This window comes from Candidatus Melainabacteria bacterium RIFOXYA2_FULL_32_9 (assembly GCA_001784615.1).
Classification (GTDB): domain Bacteria; phylum Cyanobacteriota; class Vampirovibrionia; order Gastranaerophilales; family UBA9579; genus UBA9579.
Genome location: MFRQ01000136.1, coordinates 6,591 through 7,078, shown reverse-complemented (window position 1 = coordinate 7,078; position 488 = coordinate 6,591). Strand labels below are relative to the sequence as shown.

Annotated in this window: 2 pseudogenes (1 of these 2 only partly in view); both read right to left on the bottom strand. The window is 33.6% G+C overall.

The features are described 5' to 3' along the window. Positions 1 to 254 (bottom strand): annotated as a pseudogene (locus tag A2255_00045) (hypothetical protein). 53 nt (positions 255 to 307) lie between these two features. Further along, positions 308 to 488 (bottom strand): annotated as a pseudogene (locus tag A2255_00040) (hypothetical protein) (it continues 1,223 nt past the right edge of the window).

Here is a 488-nt window from a genome sequence, read left to right as displayed (position 1 = left end):
GTTCCCTGATCTCCAATCAGTTTAAGCTCTCGAGAAAGCTCTACACAGGGATATTCCGTTTGCTTAAATCTTTCATAAGCGTAATTATAACTTCCAACCACTATTTCTTCTGGGGAAAATTCCCTCATTATTGCTAAAGCCCGACTTGAATGCCCCAGGCCCTCGCTGCTAATTGATAAATAAATTTTATCCTTTAGTTTAACAAGCTTATCTTTTTTAATAGATCTTTTTATATATTTACGTAATAGTGGCATTTAATCTTTAAATTCTCCCTGATATTTGCTGTTATATGCAAATAATTGTTTATTTAGGTTGCTGTCTTCAAATAATTTACTATTTTTTTTCTTGTAAGTCCATATAAGCCAAGAAAAATTAAAGGCACTCCTATAATTACAAGCATATTAGTTACGCCTATCATATCTGCACCAAAAGCTGCGAATAACACAGGTAATGTTGATGAAGTGCTCAACATCGTGAATTGTACGCCA